The organism is Dorea formicigenerans (assembly GCF_025150245.1).
In the GTDB taxonomy this organism is placed as follows: domain Bacteria; phylum Bacillota; class Clostridia; order Lachnospirales; family Lachnospiraceae; genus Dorea; species Dorea formicigenerans.
The window spans coordinates 2,381,079-2,397,016 of sequence record NZ_CP102279.1 but is presented as its reverse complement, the minus strand read 5'-3'; the positions used below and the strand labels follow the sequence as shown (position 1 = coordinate 2,397,016).

Below are 15,938 nucleotides of genomic sequence, written 5' to 3'. Positions count from 1 at the left end.
GAGGGCATCAGTATGTATAAATATCTGCCAATTACAGATGTATACGCAAGAGAAATATTAGATTCCCGCGGGAATCCGACGATAGAAGTGGAAGTGCTGGCAGGAGATGAATTTTGCGGACGGGCAAGTGTACCGTCGGGCGCTTCCACAGGTCAGTTTGAAGCATTGGAATTACGTGACGGGGAAAAAAGATACGCCGGGCTTGGTGTGGAACGGGCGGTAGATCATGTGAATGCAAAGATTGCACCTGGTATTATCGGAATGAACGTATTTGACCAGGCAGCTTTAGATACATTTCTTATAGGTTTAGATGGTACAGGGGATAAATCAAACTTGGGAGCCAATGCTATGTTAGGCGTTTCTATGGCAACAGCAAGGGCGGCGGCGACTGCGATAGGACTTCCACTCTATTCCTATCTTGGCGGGGCAAATGCAAAGCGTATGCCGGTTCCGATGATGAATATTATGAACGGTGGCAGACATGCCGACAACACCATTGATATTCAGGAATTTATGATTATGCCGGTAGGAGCGAAAAACTTTAAAGAAGGACTTCGTATGTGTGCAGAAATCTATCATTCTCTGAAAAAATTGTTGAAAAAAGAAGAATTATCCACCGCTGTTGGGGATGAAGGTGGATTTGCCCCGAACCTTCCGGATGCCCAGGCAGCACTTGCCTATATCGTGCGTGCAACGGAAGAAGCCGGATATAAGGCAGGTACGGAAGTGTCATTAGCACTTGATGTGGCGGCAACAGAACTTTATGATAGAAGCTTTAAGAAATATGTGTTCGAAGGGGAAAGTAAGACAAAAGATTACAAAGTCATTCGGTCATCAGAAGAACTGATCGATTATTATGAAGGGTTAATTGAACAGTTTCCAATTGTATCGATTGAAGATCCACTGGACGAAGAAGACTGGGATGGATGGGAGCTTCTGACAACAAGATTGGGATTGCACACACAGCTTGTTGGAGATGATCTGTTTGTGACAAACACAAAGAGATTAAAAAAAGGAATCGAAAAAGAAGTTGCCAATGCAATTCTCATAAAAGTGAATCAGATTGGAACACTGACAGAGGCACTGGATACGGTAGAGATGGCGCAGAAAGCCGGTTACAGAACGATTGTATCACACCGTTCCGGGGAAACAGCAGATACCTTGATAGCAGATCTTGCAGTAGCAGTAGGGGCAGGTCAGATTAAGACCGGAGCGCCATGTAGAAGCGAACGGGTAGAGAAATACAACCAGCTTCTACGGATAGAAGAACGGCTCGGAGATGTGGCAGAATATCAGAATCCATTCAAATAAAGTGCTTGCGAAATCAACCTTACTGTGCTAAACTAAATATGGTTTATCTACAGGAGGTGTGTGTAATGGATATTTTAAAAATTGTTCTTATGATTTTATTTGCAATAGATTGTATCGCATTGACAGCCATTGTACTGATGCAGGAAGGTAAGTCTGCAGGACTTGGAGCTATCAGCGGAATTGCTGATACTTATTGGGGTCAGAACAAAGGTCGTTCAATGGAAGGAGCACTTGTAAAGTCTACAAAGTTCCTTGCGATTCTGTTTGTTGTACTGGCAGCAGTGTTGAATTTGAAAGTATTTGCTTAAGAGAAGAGGAAAAGCACTCCTGTATAGGAGTGCTTTTTTTGACAGTGGAGGAGCGATGAGCGATAAGACATTTGAGAAAAGAAAGAAAATTATATATGATTTTATCTGTGATGATATGTATGTGCCAATGAAGTTCAAAGAGATGGCTATGGTCCTGCAGGTGAATAAGGAGCAGCGGGATGAGCTTCGTCAGGTGCTGGAATCATTGGAAGAGGAAGGTAAGATCTGTCTCAGTAAGCGTGGGAAGTACTGTAAAGGTGAGGCGAAGCGTCTTCAGGGAACTTACCGTGCGAATCAGAGAGGGTTTGGTTTTGTTATCATTCCTGAGGAGGATCAGGATATTTTTATCGGGGAGGATGATGCCGGCGGAGCGCTGGATGGTGATACGGTAGAAGTGATTATTACAAAAGCTTCTGACCGTGATGGAAAGCGCCGGGAAGGTAAGATTGTAAAGATTGTGGAGCGTGGTCTTACAACAGTTGTCGGTCTTTATCAGAAGAAGGGCAACAAGAGTTATGGCTTTGTCATTCCGGATAACCAGAGAATTCTTCAGGACATTTTTATTCCAGAGGGTAAGTCAAAAGAGGCTGTAGACGGGCATAAAGTTGTAGTTGAACTGACTTCTTACGGTGAGAAAGGCAGAAGTCCGGAAGGAAGGATTGTAGAGATTATCGGTCATGTCAATGATCCGGGAACAGATATTATGTCTATTATAAAAGGATATGATCTTCCGGTAGAATTCCCAGAGAAGGTGCTGAATCAGGCAGAGCGTGTATCAAAGCCGGTCAGTGAGGCAGACATGCAGGGAAGAAAAGACATCCGTGACTGGCAGATGGTCACCATTGATGGCGAGGATGCGAAGGATCTTGATGATGCCGTGTCTGTTGTGAAAGATGGTGAAAATTATATTCTTGGTGTGCATATTGCGGATGTTACGAACTATGTACAAGAGAATAGTGCGCTGGATCGGGAAGCGCTGAAGCGTGGAACAAGTGTATATCTGGCAGACCGTGTTATTCCGATGCTGCCACATACATTGTCTAACGGAATCTGTTCGTTAAATGCCGGAGAAGACCGTCTGGCGCTTAGCTGTATTATGACAGTAGACCCGAAAGGAATGGTCATTGACCATGAGATTGCAGAGACGGTTATCCATGTGGACCGCCGTATGAGTTATACAAGTGTGGCGAAGATTCTGGAAGACGAGGATCTGGCAGAAATGCAGGAATACGAGGAACTGGTGCCGATGTTCCAGCGTATGCTGGAACTGTCAAAGATTCTGAGAGCCCGAAGAAAACAGAGAGGTTCCATTGATTTCGATTTTCCGGAAACGAAAATGATTCTTGATGAGAATGGTCATCCAATCGATATCAAACCTTATGACCGAAATGTTGCGACAAAGATTATCGAGGACTTTATGCTTCTGGCAAATGAGACTGTTGCAGAAGATTATTATTGGCAGGAGATGCCTTTTGTATACAGAGTACATGAGGCTCCAGATGATGAAAAAATCCGGGCGCTGGCAACATTTATTAATAATTTTGGATTCTCTATGCATATCGGGGCCAATGAAGTGCGTCCGAAAGAGATTCAGAAATTACTTGGAAAAGTAGAAGGAACACCGCAGGAAGCATTAATCAGCCGACTTGCACTGTGTTCTATGAAACAAGCCAGATATACGCCGGAGAACTCCGGACATTTTGGATTGGCAGCGAATTATTATACACATTTTACATCACCGATTCGTCGTTACCCGGATCTTCAGATTCATCGGATCATCAAAGATAACCTGCGGGGACGTATGAATGGTGAACGCATGGAACATTATCGCAAGATATTGGAAGAAGTGACGAAGCATGCCAGTGAGACAGAGCGGCGCGCTGACGAGGCGGAACGCGAGACTGTGAAGCTTAAGAAAGTAGAATATATGTCAGACCGTATTGGAAATGTTTACACAGGCGTAATCTCCAGTGTGACGAAATGGGGCATGTATGTGGAACTTCCGAATACGATCGAGGGTCTGATTCATGTTGCCAATATGCGTGATGATCATTATAATTACGATGAAAGCCGTTATGAGATGGTGGGCGAACGCACCGGAAAAGTCTACAAGCTTGGACAGGAAGTTCGTGTGAGAGTTGCTGATACAGACCGGTTGATGCGTACCATTGATTTTGTAATTGCGAAGGAGAGGGACGAAGAAAATGGCGAAGACGAATGGTAAGATGATTGCTAATAACAAAAAGGCATATCATGATTATTTTATACTGGATACTTACGAGGCCGGGATTGTGCTTCATGGAACCGAAGTGAAGTCACTTCGTATGGGAAAATGCAGCATCAAGGAGTCTTTTATCCGCATTGAAAATGGGGAAGTATTTATCTATGGTATGCATATCAGTCCATATGAAAAAGGAAATATCTTTAATAAAGATCCTCTTCGTGTGAAGAAACTGATGCTGCACAAAACGGAGATCAATAAACTGATCGGCAAGACAAAAGAAAAAGGAATGGCAATCGTACCATTAAAGGTATATTTTAAGGGAAGCCTTGTAAAAGTGGAGATTGGTCTGGCAAAAGGTAAGAAACTGTATGACAAGAGACAGGATATTGCCAAAAAAGACCAGCAGAGAGAAGCAAGCCGTGACTTTAAAATCCGCAATTTGGGCTAAGATGAAAGAAAATGTGCAATAAATGTAGATAAGAATTGTAAAAGATGTAGAAAAGGTGGATAATATATGGTACCTGTAAAAAAAGAAGACTTGAGAAAATTAGTGACAGATACAACGGTTGAGATTTATGAGGAGCTGACACCTCAACTGGTGAAGCTGATTCAGGATACGAAGAAGAATACAGAACTGACAGAGGGGCAGAAGCAGGATGAGATTTCTCTTCATATGATGGGATATGTAAAATCCTGTACAAATGAGATCATCATACAGGTTCTGTCAGAGATTCTGGGACTTGAAGACGAGGATGAAGAGTAAAATTGTCCTGACCAGGTATAAATACGATTTGTCAGAAAAAGAGAAAATATTGATTCGAAAAACAGAATTGTTGTTAGATAATACTGAAATGATAAAAAATATGAAAAAATATAATAGATAGGACTTGATATTTTGAAGTATTAGTGTTAGTGTATGTATACAAACGTCTGCCGGCCAGCAAACTGGATTGATGACAATCGTCATTTTTAGAAGTAATTCAGGGCTTGTACTGGTTTCGACGGGGGTCTGGAAGTTGGAGAAGCCATCCGTAGCGGGACACTACGATAAAAGTTCCACTTTAAAATTAAACGCAGACGAAAATTTAGCGTACGCTGCCTAATTGCGGCAGCAGTCGGCCTTAGGTCATCCGTTGCTTAAGTAACCGGCTTCAAACAGACGGAGCACTTCGTTCTCAAAGCTTTGAGGGAATGGAAGATTTTATGAAGCTACTAAGATCAGTAACCCGTCATTAGGTGACTGATGGAGGGAATGTCAAAGTAATGACTGTGATGGGAGAAGCTCTGGTGGATGGGCTTTCGGACGCGGGTTCAACTCCCGCCAGGTCCACTAAAAAAACAAGTCGAACTTTTTGTATGAAGGAATCATATAAGAAGTCCGGCTTGTTTTTGGTAATGAAGAAAATTATAATAGAACTGAATTTAAAGGAAAAAAGTATATGACGTTTTGCGGACGTTATTGTAGGAAATGTCTCAGTGCCATAAATGAGAATAAGGAGTGTGAAAACTATGCACCAGACAGGACAGATATACAGACCGCCATCAGAAGCCAGTGTACAGAGACTGGAGGTTACAATAGGCTGTTCTCATAATAAATGTTCTTTTTGTACCATGTACCGGAAGACACCGTTTCGTGTTGCGCCGCTTGAAGATGTGGAGATGGATTTAAAAGAACTTTATGACAGAGGCGAGAAGATTACGAGAATCTATCTGACGAACGGAGATCCCTTTGTACTTGGGACCGACAGACTTGTAAAAATTGCAGAGTTGGTTCATCAGTATCTGCCGGAAGTAGAGGTACTTACCTGCTATGCATCTATTCAGAATCTGAAAGCAAAATCACTGGAAGATTTGAAGCTTCTGAAAAGTGTCGGATATGATGAGCTGTATGTAGGACTTGAGACGGCATATGCCCCGGCGGTAAAACTGATCAATAAGGGCTTTACGGTCGAAGAAGCTTATGAAAATATCGGAAAGCTGAAAGAGGCAGGAATGAAGTATTCAGCGCTTTTAATGCTTGGAATTGGTGGAAAAGGACATAGCGAAGAAAGTGTAGAAGCCACGGCGGCTTTTCTGAACAAGTATCCGCCATATCGTGTATCTCCTCTTTCAACAGCGGTTTTACGCGGAAGTGAGCTGGAAGAGCTTTGTGATAAAGGAGAGTATGTACAGCTTACAGAGCGTGAACTGATAGAGGAAGAAAAAATGCTACTTCGTGCATTAAAGATAAATGACTGCATTTTCTTCGGAAGTCACCCATATAATCTGATTACGATCAGCGGAGTCCTGCCACAGGACAGAGAGGAAATTATTAAGCATCTGGATTCTGAGATGGCGGCGTGGGATAGAGATCAGCCGGGATTTCTGGATACAGTTTGGAAGAGAACAGATATGTAGAAAAAAATGCTGGGCAGAAAAATGAATAATCTGCCTAGCATTTTTTTGTAATAAAAATTTTCACACATAGCACATATTTTCCTGTTATACTATAAAATATGACGGGAAATATGTGCTATTCGCGTCTAAGCGTAAGAAATAAGAAATCAGAATGTACAGTTCGTACAGGGAGGTTTATGATATGGAGAAGATCAAGATATTAGTTGTAGACGATGAGAGCAGAATGCGTAAGCTTGTGAAGGATTTCCTTGAAAGAGAAGGATATCAGGTGCTGGAGGCAGGAGACGGTCTTGAGGCTATGGAGGCGTTTTACGCAGAGAAAGATATTGCGCTGATCATATTAGATGTCATGATGCCGAAGATGGACGGCTGGCAGACTTGCCGTGAGATCCGTCAGTCTTCTAAAGTACCGATTATTATGCTGACGGCACGCGGCGATGAGCGGGATGAACTTCAGGGATTTGATCTTGGCGTAGACGAATACATTTCTAAGCCATTTAGTCCGAAGATTCTTGTTGCGAGAGTGAATGCACTTCTGAGACGTTCGAATGTGTTGGATGCAGATGAGCATGTGGAAGCAGGTGGTATCGTTGTAGATAAGGCAGCTCATCAGGTGCAGGTAGACGGAAAAGATGTGGAACTTAGTTATAAAGAATTTGAATTATTGTCTTATTTCCTTGAGAATCAGGGAATTGCACTTTCCAGGGAGAAGATATTGAATAATGTATGGAATTATGATTATTTTGGAGATGCAAGAACTATCGACACTCATGTTAAGAAGCTTCGCAGTAAGCTTGGAGAAAAGGGTGAATACATTAAGACAATCTGGGGAATGGGCTACAAATTCGAGGTAAATTAAGATGAAGCATTTTAAACAAAAAGAAAAAAGAAAGCATTCTATTAAGAGGCAGATGATTGCAGTTTTTGCAGGCATGGTCATCTGTCTGATTGCTATTTTGCTTGTTGTTAATGTAAAGTTCTTAGAGCCGTATTATATCAGAAACAAGGAAATGCAGTTCATTCATGTATACGAAGAACTACAGAATGCTGTGAAAAAGGGGACAATCAGTAATGATGAAGTACAAGATGAATTACATGTCCTTTGTGAGAAGAGCAACATTTCCTATATTGTATTGGATATGGATAATGAAAAACTGATTACAAATGTGCACGATACGAATATGCTCAAGCAGCAGTTATCGGGATATCTTCTGAACCAGGCACAAAAAGGTGGAAAGGTGCTGGATAGCACAGACAATTACCAGTTGATGAGAAGTCAGGATCCATGGAATCAGAGCGAATATATTGAGATGTGGGGACAACTTGACGATAATGTGAATTTCCTCATTCGAAGTCCTGTAGAAAGTATCCGTGAAAGTGTTGCATTATCCAATCGTTTCCTAATATATGTAGGTATGGGAACACTGATCATCTGCATGGGACTTGTATGGTATTTCTCCAGAAGGATTACAAAGCCGATCCAGGAACTGGCAGAGCTGTCTGACCGTATGGCAAATCTGGATTTTGAGGCGAAGTATACAAGCGGTGGTAACAATGAGATTGGTGAACTGGGTGATAACTTTAATCGTATGTCGCAGAAGCTGGAAAAGGCAATTTCTGAATTGAAGCAGGCAAATAACAGTCTGCAGCAGGATATTGAGCAGAAAGAGAAGATGGAGCAGATGCGTACGGAGTTTATGGGAAATGTATCTCACGAGTTGAAAACTCCGATTGCTCTGATCCAGGGATATGCAGAAGGACTGAAAGAAGGAGTTAATGATGACCCGGAGAGCCGCGACTTCTATTGTGATGTTATTATGGACGAAGCAGGTAAGATGAATCGGATGGTCAAGAATCTGATGACACTGAATCAGTTGGAGTTCGGGAATGATAAAGTAGAATTTGAGCGTTTTAATCTGACAGAGCTGATTGGCGGAGTACTTCAGAGTATGGACATTCTGTCACAACAAAAGGATGTTAAACTTATTTTCAGGGAAGAAAATCCAGTTTACGTCTGGGGGGATGAGTTTAAGATTGAACAGGTCGTGCGTAATTATGTAAGTAATGCCTATAATCATGTCAATGAAGAAAAGATTATTGAAGTGAAGATTTTGCGGGAAGACGGACTTGCAAAAGTGACTGTATTTAATACCGGAAAGCCAATACCGGAGGAAGATGTTCCGCGTATCTGGGATAAATTTTTCAAAGTGGACAAGGCTCATACACGCGAGTATGGAGGCAATGGAATCGGACTTTCTATCGTAAAAGCTATTATGGAATCCATGCATCAGCAATATGGTGTGAAAAATTACGATAATGGTGTTGAATTCTGGTTCACACTTGATGTACGATAGAAGAAACCACAACAAAAGAGAAAGATGTGCGTTAACAGGCATAAAGGAATGAGAAGAAAGGGACACGAGCACATGATAGCAATTATTGACTACGATGCAGGGAATATAAAGAGCGTGGAAAAGGCCATGCACCTTTTAGGACAGGAAGTTGTTGTAACAAGAGACAGAGAGTCGATTTTAAAGGCAGACAAAGTAATTCTTCCGGGAGTCGGAGCATTTGGAGATGCTATGAGCAAGATCAGACAATATAATCTGGAAGAAGTGATCCATGAAGTCGTGGAAAAAGGGACTCCATTTCTTGGAATTTGTCTGGGACTTCAGCTTTTATTTGAACGAAGTGACGAGACACCGGGAGTAGAAGGACTTGGTATTTTAAAAGGAGAGATTCTTCGGATTCCGGATCAGCCGGGACTTAAGATTCCTCATATGGGCTGGAATTCTCTGAAGTATCCGAATGAAGGCAGATTATTCCGTGGAATACCGGAAGATTCTTATGTATACTTTGTACATTCTTATTATCTGAAGGCAGAAGATGAGAGTATTGTAACAGCCACAACAGAATACAGCACATTGATCCATGCATCTGTAGAAAGTGGAAATGTATTTGCATGCCAGTTCCATCCGGAAAAGAGCAGTGATGTTGGAATACAGATTTTGAAGAATTTTGTTGAGTTATAGACAGGAGGAACGGTATATGCATACAAAGAGAATCATCCCATGCCTGGATGTAAATAACGGACGAGTTGTAAAAGGTGTGAACTTTGTAGATTTGAAGGATGCTGGAAATCCAGTGGAAATTGCTAAGGCTTATGATAAAGCAGGAGCGGATGAACTTGTTTTTTTGGATATTACAGCTTCATCCGATCGAAGAAACACAGTTGTAGATATGGTCAGAAAAGTAGCTGAGACAGTATTTATTCCATTTACTGTTGGTGGAGGAATCCGTACGGTAGACGATTTTCGGGCACTGTTGCGAGAAGGAGCAGACAAGATCTCGATTAATTCATCAGCCATTGATACTCCAAATCTGATTTCGGATGCGGCAGACAAGTTTGGAAGCCAATGTGTGGTTGTGGCAATCGATGCAAAGAAACGTGCAGATGGCAGTGGTTGGAACATTTACAAACATGGTGGAAGAATTGATGTAGGAATTGATGCACTGGAGTGGGCTCATAAGGTGGAAAAACTGGGAGCAGGAGAGATACTCTTGACCAGTATGGATTGTGATGGAACAAAGGCAGGGTATGACCTGGAACTGACTCGTGCAGTTGCAGAAGCAGTTAATATTCCGGTCATAGCCTCCGGCGGTGCAGGCAATCTGGAACATTTTTACGATGCGCTGACAGACGGAAAGGCAGATGCAGCATTGGCAGCATCTCTGTTCCATTATAAAGAATTAGAGATTAAGGAAGTAAAAGAATATCTTCGTGGCAGAGGTGTTTCTGTGCGATTATAACAGATAAAAGGTATGGGTAATTGTAACTTAAAGTTGCAATTACCTATATCTCTATCTAGAAAGTAAAAAGGAGAAAAGAAAATGGCAGCAATTAATAATGACTGGCTTGAGGCTTTGCAGGGGGAATTTAAAAAGCCGTATTATAAAAAACTATTTGAGACAGTAAATGAAGAATATCGAACAAGACAGATATTTCCACCGGCGGATGACATTTTCAATGCCTTTCATTTGACACCATTACATAAAGTAAAGGTTGTGATTCTTGGACAGGATCCATATCATAATGTAGGACAGGCTCATGGACTCTGTTTTTCTGTAAAGAAAGGTGTGGATATTCCACCATCACTGGTAAATATCTATAAAGAACTTCACGATGATCTGGGCTGTACCATCCCGAATCATGGCTGCCTGACAAAATGGGCAGAGCAAGGTGTTCTGATGCTCAACACAGTATTGACTGTACGGGCACATCAGGCGAATTCACACAGAGGCATTGGCTGGGAGGAGTTCACGGATGCAGCAATTATGGCACTTAATAGCCAGAATCGTCCGATTGTATTTATTCTTTGGGGAGCTCCAGCACAGAGAAAAGCCAGCATGTTGAATAATCCGAACCATCTGATTCTGAAAGCACCACATCCAAGTCCGCTTTCCGCTTACCGTGGTTTCTTTGGAAGTAAACCATTTAGCAAGACGAATAAATTCCTGGAAGCAGGCGGTGTGGAACCAATCGACTGGCAGATTGATTAGTAATAATTAAGAGAAAATAAAGGAAGACTATTGACAAACAGACATATCAGGAATATATTTAAAACAAACATATGAACAAATGCTCAATTGTTAATGCGACGTGCAGGAGGATAAAATATATGAAAGATATGGAGAAAGAATTACACGAGCACCATCACCATGAGGAAGAGTGTGAATGTGGTTGCGGCTGTGGACATCATCACCATGACGAAGAGCATGAACATCACCGTGATGAAGAATGTAGCTGTGGTTGCGGCTGTGAACATCACCATCATGAACATGAAGCTCATGAGCATCATCATCACCATGAGGAAGAATGTGGCTGTGGTTGTGGACATCATCACCACCATGACGAAGAGCATGAACACCATCATGAACATAAGCAGGAGCACGAGCACCATCACCATGAGGAAGAGTGTGGCTGTGGTTGTGGACATCATCACCACCATGATGAAGATCATGAACATCATCATGAAGCAGTGGAGCATGAGCCTTGTGTTATGCCGGCAGGTGTAGCGCAGAAGACATACATTTTGGAAAATCTTGGATGTGCGAACTGTGCAGCTAAGATGGAGAGAAAGATTCAGGCGTTACCGGAAGTTGAAGGTGCAACATTGACTTATGCAACAAAAAAACTAGTTGTCGCATCAGATCATCAGGAGCATCTCCTTTCCAAGATTCAGGAAATCTGTTCCTCTATCGAGTCAGAAGTACAGGTTGTTGCAATGCCGGATGATCAGCCGATCAAAAGAGAGAAGAAGAATCCGTTTGAAGAGAATAAAAAGGATATAGTACTTGTCGGAGCTGGAGCGATTCTTTTTGCAGCAGGTATTATTGCAGAAAAAACACTTCCGAATCCGATGATCAGTGCATGTATTTTCATTATTGCGTACTTACTTCTTGGACTTGAGATTGTAATGAAAGCGCTGAAGAATATGGCGGGAGGACATTTGTTTGATGAAAACTTTCTGATGGCAGTTGCGACAATTGCAGCGTTTGTGATTGGTGATTTTGCAGAGGCAGTCGGAGTTATGCTGTTCTACCGTATCGGAGAGTTGTTCGAAGATATTGCCGTGGAAAAGAGCCGTGGACAGATTATGGATGCCGTAGATATGCGCCCGGAAGTTGTTAATCTTGTCGTTGGTTCCGAAGTAAAAGAAATTCCATCACAGGATGCAAGGGTAAAAGATATTATTATGATCCGTCCTGGTGACAGAATTCCGCTGGATGCAAAGGTTATCGAGGGTGAGAGCCGGGTAGATACTTCACCGGTCACAGGAGAGCCGGTACCGGTAAGAGTTGTTCCGGGAGACGAACTGATTTCCGGTTGTATCAATGAACAAGGTGTATTAAAGGCTGAGGTTACAAAACCACTGAGCGAATCCATGGTCACAAAGATTCTTGATTCGGTGGAAAATGCAGCGGCAAGTAAGCCGAAGATCGATCGTTTTATCACAAGATTTGCGAGAGTTTATACGCCAGTTGTTGTTGTGGCAGCAGTTCTTACTGCAATTATCCCTTCCATTGTAACGGGAAACTGGAACCATTGGATTTACACAGCGATTACATTTCTTGTAATCAGTTGTCCGTGTGCACTTGTATTGAGTGTACCATTGGCTTTCTTCTCGGGAATTGGAGCAGGATCTAAGAGAGGAATCCTCTTTAAAGGCGGTTTGGCTATTGAGGCATTGAAAGATGTTAAAGCAGTCATTATGGATAAGACAGGAACCATCACAAAGGGGAATTTTGCTGTACAGAAAGTCACGGCAACAAGAAAACTGACAGAAAAACAGGTGCTGACTATGGCGGCGGACTGTGAGCTTGGTTCAACACACCCAATTGCGGTCAGCATTGTTCAGGAAGCAAGAAGACAGAATCTGACGCTTACAAGACCGAAAGAAGTGGAAGAGATTTCCGGTAAAGGTATCCGTGCAACATTCCCGGAAGGAACTGTTCTCCTTGGAAATTATACACTGATGGAAATGTATCAGGTAGATACGACAGGATACGAAAAAGGCGGTTATGGCTCAGAAGTCTTACTGGCAGTTGATGGTGTGTTAGAAGGATTTGTAATTGTAGCAGATGAAATTAAGACTGATGCGGCTGCTTCTGTAAGTAAGATGAAAGCTCTTGGAATTGCAACAGTTATGTTAACTGGTGATGAGAAGAACAGCGCGCAGGCAGTTGCAAAAGAGACAGGAATTGATGAAGTTTATGCACAGCTTCTTCCACAGGAAAAACTGGAGCATCTAAAGAACGTTCGTAAGAATCACGGTGCTGTCATGTTCGTTGGAGACGGAATTAATGATGCACCGGTACTGGCTGGTGCAGATGTGGGAGCAGCAATGGGAAGCGGAGCAGATGCCGCAATAGAGGCGGCCGATGTGGTATTTATGAATTCTTCAGTAGAAGCAATCCCACAGTCTATCGCGATTGCGAAGAAGACAGGAAGTATTGCAATTCAGAATGTAGTATTTGCGCTGGTGATTAAAGCAATTGTTATGATTCTTGGTTTTCTTGGATTTGCGAATATGTGGCTTGCAGTATTTGCTGATACAGGTGTAGCAATGATATGTGTATTGAATTCCATCCGCGCAATGCATGTGAAAACAAAATAACGATAACATAACATTACAAAAGTGTTAAATTATGCCAAATGGTTGAAATAGTTTTCTCCATTTGGCATAATTAATATAAACAGGCATTTGTACAGGCATAGTCTGGCTTTGAAAATTGTAATTTTTAAGATTTAAGCCTTACAAAAAACATGACAGTCGGGTCATGATAGTCTGTAGTTTGAAAGGATGAAATATATGGGAAAGACAGAAGTTGAATGCTGCGATGTGACATGTATTCATAATGAGAACGTAAAACTGGCTTTGGAGCAGATGCCGGATGAAGAACTGCTTAATAGTCTGGCTGATTTTTATAAAGCATTTGCAGATGGAACAAGAGTGAAAATTCTGTATGTATTGCAAAAATCAGAGATGTGTGTGTGTGATCTGGCGGAGATACTGGGAGTTACACAGTCAGCAGTCTCCCATCAGCTTCGTATGTTAAAGCAGATGAAACTTGTGAAGAACCGAAGAGACGGGAAGACTGTTTATTATTCGCTTGCAGATGGACATATCCAGTCTATTATCAGTCAGGGCATGGAGCATATTACAGAATAAAAAGATATGTTAAGATGACTGACCAAAGCGTTTTCCTGCATCTGGGCGAAGCAAAGATGCAAGTCTCAAAATAAGAAAGAGAATGTGGGAATAGAGTTATGAAAAAGCAGTTAAAGAGAAAATGTATAGTCTATGGATTGGGAATAATCGTATATGCAGGTGCTGTCTGGGGGGCAGCCCGATTTATGCTGTCCGATCAAGAAAAATTCGCAATATTTCTGGGAACTTATTTACTGATAGGATATGGGGCATTTCAGAAATTGAGTGAAGAGATTATGGAAAAGAGATTCCCGGTAGAATATATATTAGTTATCTTTGCAACAATCGGAGCATTTGGCATAGGGAAATATATGGAAGCTGTGATAGTTATGCTTATGTTTGAACTTGGAATGCTTGCGGAACAGATTGCAACAGACCGGACAAAGAGATCTATTGCAAAGATGATCGATCTGAGACCGACATATGCTATTCGTAAAGTAAAAGGGCAGGAAGTACAGGTAGATCCTTCGGAATTAAAGATGAGTCATATTATTGTGATCAAACCAGGAGAACGAATTCCAGTCGATGCGGTTGTTCTGTCTGGAAGCTCAACTATAGATACAAAGGCAATTACAGGAGAGGCAATGCCGGTGGAAGTGTATAAAGGGGATAAGATTTACAGTGGCTGCATTAATCAAAGCGGTGTGCTGGAAGCGCGAGTGACAAGAATTTACAAGGATTCAATCGTCTCAAGAATTATGGAAACTGTGGAGGAGGCGCAGAACCGTAAATCCCAAAAAGAAGCATTTGTGACGAGATTTTCCAAAGTATATGCACCGATCATGGTATTGCTGTCTGTGTTGATCATGGTTATTCCGCCGTCTACATTTTCTTATGGAAACTGGGAGACATGGATATATAAAGGACTTATTTTTATAATCGTGGCATGTCCATGTGCGCTTGCAGTGGCAGCACCACTTGCATTTTTAGGTGGAATTGCTTCAGCAGCCAGACAGGGAATCGTGGTCAAAGGTGGTAATTTTCTGGAAAGCCTGGTGAAAGCAGATACATTTATCTTTGATAAAACAGGAACTTTGACACAAGGAGAGTTCCGGGTGGCAAGAATAAAAGCAGTGGGTATGACAGAAGAAGAACTTTTAAAGCTGGTCGCTCATGTGGAGAGTTATTCCAATCACCCGCTGGCAAAATCACTGGCAGATGCATATGGAAAAGAGCTGGATACTGACAGTGTCAGAAGCGTAAAAGAAAAGCCTGGATTTGGAATCAGTGCGACCTATGAAGGACAGAGAGTGCATGTTGGAAGCCGTCGTATGATGGATGCAAAAAAGCTGCTGGTAGATGAAATTAATGAACCGGGAACAGTCGTCTACGTATGTGTGGGCAGAGAGTATGCAGGATATGTACTCGTTCAGGATCAGGTGAAAGAAGAGGCGAAAGCGACGCTTACATGGCTGAAGGAAAAGTATCGGGCAATTTTGGTGATGCTGACGGGAGACACAGAAAAGACGGGACGGGCGGTTGGACGCGAACTTCATATGGACTATGTTTATACGGACTTACTTCCGCAGGACAAACTGGAACAGTTAGAAGATTTCATGTCTATTCAGGGAGAGGCAGAGAAGCTGGTCTGTGTCGGTGATGGAATTAACGATGCTCCGATGCTGGCGAGAGCAGATATAGGAATTGCCATGGGAAATCTCGGGTCAGAAGCGGCAATTGAGGCAGCAGATGTGATTCTTGTAAAAGATGACCTTCATGGAATAGTAGCTTTGATGAAAATTGCAAAAGAGACCCTGCGCAGTGTTTCACAGAATATTACATTTGCAGTATTTATAAAGATACTTGTGTTGTTTATGGCAGTTATTGGATACTTTGGTATGTGGGAAGCAATTTTAGTAGAGATGGTCGTGGTGATACTGGCAGTGATTAATTCAGCAGGAGTTGCAGGATATACTGCTTAGACAG

Annotated in this window: 14 protein-coding genes and 1 other RNA gene; all 15 read left to right on the top strand. The window is 42.1% G+C overall.

Going from position 1 to position 15,938, the window contains the following annotated elements; all coding sequences use genetic code 11:
* Window positions 1-12 precede the first annotated feature (12 nt).
* Window positions 13-1,311: a phosphopyruvate hydratase gene (gene eno, locus NQ560_RS11595; RefSeq protein ID WP_005334541.1), complete on the top strand. Its 1,299-nt coding sequence runs from the start codon at window positions 13-15 to the stop codon at window positions 1,309-1,311.
* 65 nt (window positions 1,312-1,376) lie between these two features.
* Window positions 1,377-1,619, top strand: a complete 243-nt coding sequence (gene secG / locus NQ560_RS11590; RefSeq protein WP_005336987.1) for a preprotein translocase subunit SecG — start codon at window positions 1,377-1,379, stop codon at window positions 1,617-1,619.
* 55 nt (window positions 1,620-1,674) lie between these two features.
* The gene (gene rnr, locus NQ560_RS11585) at window positions 1,675-3,843 is read left to right on the top strand and encodes a ribonuclease R (RefSeq protein ID WP_040015598.1); all 2,169 of its coding nucleotides are present in this window, start codon (window positions 1,675-1,677) and stop codon (window positions 3,841-3,843) included.
* Window positions 3,824-4,291, top strand: a complete 468-nt coding sequence (gene smpB / locus NQ560_RS11580; RefSeq protein WP_005334535.1) for an SsrA-binding protein SmpB — start codon at window positions 3,824-3,826, stop codon at window positions 4,289-4,291. Before rnr ends, smpB begins: the two co-directional genes overlap by 20 nt.
* Before the next feature lie 66 nt (window positions 4,292-4,357).
* Complete coding sequence (locus NQ560_RS11575) at window positions 4,358-4,606, top strand: hypothetical protein (RefSeq protein ID WP_005334533.1); 249 nt, start codon at window positions 4,358-4,360, stop codon at window positions 4,604-4,606.
* A gap of 220 nt (window positions 4,607-4,826) precedes the next feature.
* Window positions 4,827-5,176: a transfer-messenger RNA gene (ssrA, locus tag NQ560_RS11570) on the top strand.
* A 176-nt stretch (window positions 5,177-5,352) separates the two neighbouring features.
* Window positions 5,353-6,240 carry a radical SAM protein gene (locus NQ560_RS11565; protein ID WP_040015596.1) on the top strand — a complete coding sequence of 296 codons (888 nt, stop codon included), beginning with the start codon at window positions 5,353-5,355 and terminating at the stop codon, window positions 6,238-6,240.
* 181 nt (window positions 6,241-6,421) lie between these two features.
* Window positions 6,422-7,099, top strand: a complete 678-nt coding sequence (locus tag NQ560_RS11560) for a response regulator transcription factor (protein WP_040015595.1) — start codon at window positions 6,422-6,424, stop codon at window positions 7,097-7,099.
* Between the two features lies 1 nt (window position 7,100).
* Window positions 7,101-8,594, top strand: a complete 1,494-nt coding sequence (locus NQ560_RS11555) for a sensor histidine kinase (protein ID WP_005334526.1) — start codon at window positions 7,101-7,103, stop codon at window positions 8,592-8,594.
* A 72-nt stretch (window positions 8,595-8,666) separates the two neighbouring features.
* Window positions 8,667-9,272, top strand: coding sequence for an imidazole glycerol phosphate synthase subunit HisH (gene hisH / locus NQ560_RS11550; RefSeq protein ID WP_040015690.1), 606 nt, complete (start codon window positions 8,667-8,669; stop codon window positions 9,270-9,272).
* Window positions 9,273-9,288: 16 nt separating this feature from the next.
* Window positions 9,289-10,050 carry an imidazole glycerol phosphate synthase subunit HisF gene (hisF, locus tag NQ560_RS11545; protein WP_005334524.1) on the top strand — a complete coding sequence of 254 codons (762 nt, stop codon included), beginning with the start codon at window positions 9,289-9,291 and terminating at the stop codon, window positions 10,048-10,050.
* Window positions 10,051-10,131: 81 nt separating this feature from the next.
* The gene (locus NQ560_RS11540) at window positions 10,132-10,800 is read left to right on the top strand and encodes a uracil-DNA glycosylase (RefSeq protein WP_005334523.1); all 669 of its coding nucleotides are present in this window, start codon (window positions 10,132-10,134) and stop codon (window positions 10,798-10,800) included.
* 119 nt (window positions 10,801-10,919) lie between these two features.
* Window positions 10,920-13,418, top strand: coding sequence for a heavy metal translocating P-type ATPase (locus NQ560_RS11535; RefSeq protein WP_154104237.1), 2,499 nt, complete (start codon window positions 10,920-10,922; stop codon window positions 13,416-13,418).
* Window positions 13,419-13,613: 195 nt separating this feature from the next.
* Window positions 13,614-13,973: an ArsR/SmtB family transcription factor gene (locus NQ560_RS11530; RefSeq protein ID WP_005337017.1), complete on the top strand. Its 360-nt coding sequence runs from the start codon at window positions 13,614-13,616 to the stop codon at window positions 13,971-13,973.
* 98 nt (window positions 13,974-14,071) lie between these two features.
* Window positions 14,072-15,934 carry a heavy metal translocating P-type ATPase gene (locus tag NQ560_RS11525; protein ID WP_005334519.1) on the top strand — a complete coding sequence of 621 codons (1,863 nt, stop codon included), beginning with the start codon at window positions 14,072-14,074 and terminating at the stop codon, window positions 15,932-15,934.
* Window positions 15,935-15,938: the final 4 nt, after the last annotated feature.

Excerpts from the sequence above, each read along its gene's own strand:
- smpB (WP_005334535.1), top strand. The coding sequence starts at position 3,824 with ATGGCGAAGACGAATGGTAAGATGATTGCTAATAACAAAAAGGCATAT.
- NQ560_RS11540 (WP_005334523.1), top strand. The coding sequence starts at position 10,132 with ATGGCAGCAATTAATAATGACTGGCTTGAGGCTTTGCAGGGGGAATTT.
- NQ560_RS11535 (WP_154104237.1), top strand. The coding sequence starts at position 10,920 with ATGAAAGATATGGAGAAAGAATTACACGAGCACCATCACCATGAGGAA.
- hisF (WP_005334524.1), top strand. The coding sequence starts at position 9,289 with ATGCATACAAAGAGAATCATCCCATGCCTGGATGTAAATAACGGACGA.
- rnr (WP_040015598.1), top strand. The coding sequence starts at position 1,675 with ATGAGCGATAAGACATTTGAGAAAAGAAAGAAAATTATATATGATTTT.
- NQ560_RS11565 (WP_040015596.1), top strand. The coding sequence starts at position 5,353 with ATGCACCAGACAGGACAGATATACAGACCGCCATCAGAAGCCAGTGTA.
- hisH (WP_040015690.1), top strand. The coding sequence starts at position 8,667 with ATGATAGCAATTATTGACTACGATGCAGGGAATATAAAGAGCGTGGAA.
- NQ560_RS11555 (WP_005334526.1), top strand. The coding sequence starts at position 7,101 with ATGAAGCATTTTAAACAAAAAGAAAAAAGAAAGCATTCTATTAAGAGG.
- NQ560_RS11575 (WP_005334533.1), top strand. The coding sequence starts at position 4,358 with ATGGTACCTGTAAAAAAAGAAGACTTGAGAAAATTAGTGACAGATACA.
- eno (WP_005334541.1), top strand. The coding sequence starts at position 13 with ATGTATAAATATCTGCCAATTACAGATGTATACGCAAGAGAAATATTA.
- secG (WP_005336987.1), top strand. The coding sequence starts at position 1,377 with ATGGATATTTTAAAAATTGTTCTTATGATTTTATTTGCAATAGATTGT.
- NQ560_RS11560 (WP_040015595.1), top strand. The coding sequence starts at position 6,422 with ATGGAGAAGATCAAGATATTAGTTGTAGACGATGAGAGCAGAATGCGT.
- NQ560_RS11530 (WP_005337017.1), top strand. The coding sequence starts at position 13,614 with ATGGGAAAGACAGAAGTTGAATGCTGCGATGTGACATGTATTCATAAT.
- NQ560_RS11525 (WP_005334519.1), top strand. The coding sequence starts at position 14,072 with ATGAAAAAGCAGTTAAAGAGAAAATGTATAGTCTATGGATTGGGAATA.